The organism is Vibrio sp. 1402, assembly GCF_033340275.1.
Genome location: NZ_JAWOWE010000597.1, coordinates 1 through 546, shown reverse-complemented (window position 1 = coordinate 546; position 546 = coordinate 1). Strand labels below are relative to the sequence as shown.

The 546-nt window shown below is 48.4% G+C and carries 1 protein-coding gene; it reads right to left on the bottom strand.

Going from position 1 to position 546, the window contains the following annotated elements; translation table 11 throughout:
* A partial coding sequence (locus R7044_RS27445; RefSeq protein WP_225456255.1) for a saccharopine dehydrogenase family protein occupies positions 1-546 on the bottom strand: 546 nt, incomplete at both ends.

Genomic DNA, 546 nt, shown 5'->3' with positions numbered 1-546 from the left:
GGACTTAGTAGGCCGATGTCGCGCATTACGTTGAAGTAGTTAAGGTAACGATCACCGAAGCCCATCCAGAACTCAATACGTTTCGCAGGGATGAACTCTTTCATTGAACGCACTTCGTCGTGCGCCATTGAGTACACTTTGTGCGAGCCACAGTTCGGGAATTCGAACTCAAGCATACGTGAGTGACAAGGTACTTGCTTCCACTCGCCATTTTCCCAGTAGAAAGAGTCACCTTGGATCTCTAGCATATTGGTTTCTGGGTCAAAGTTCGTTGCAAACTTCTTACCGTGATCACCCGCGTTTACATCCATCACGTCGATTGTGTCGATCTCGTCGAACAGGTGTTTTACTGCGTATGCTGCAAACACAGAAACTACACCTGGATCGAAACCAGCGCCTAAGGTGCCAGTGATGCCCGCTTCTTCGAACTTCTCACGGTAACCCCATTGCCAATCGTAAGCTTCAGGGACTTGTTGACCTTCTGAACATAGGTCACCCGCAACTGATGTATCTAGGTATGAAACTTTTGCTCGGTAACACGCTTCC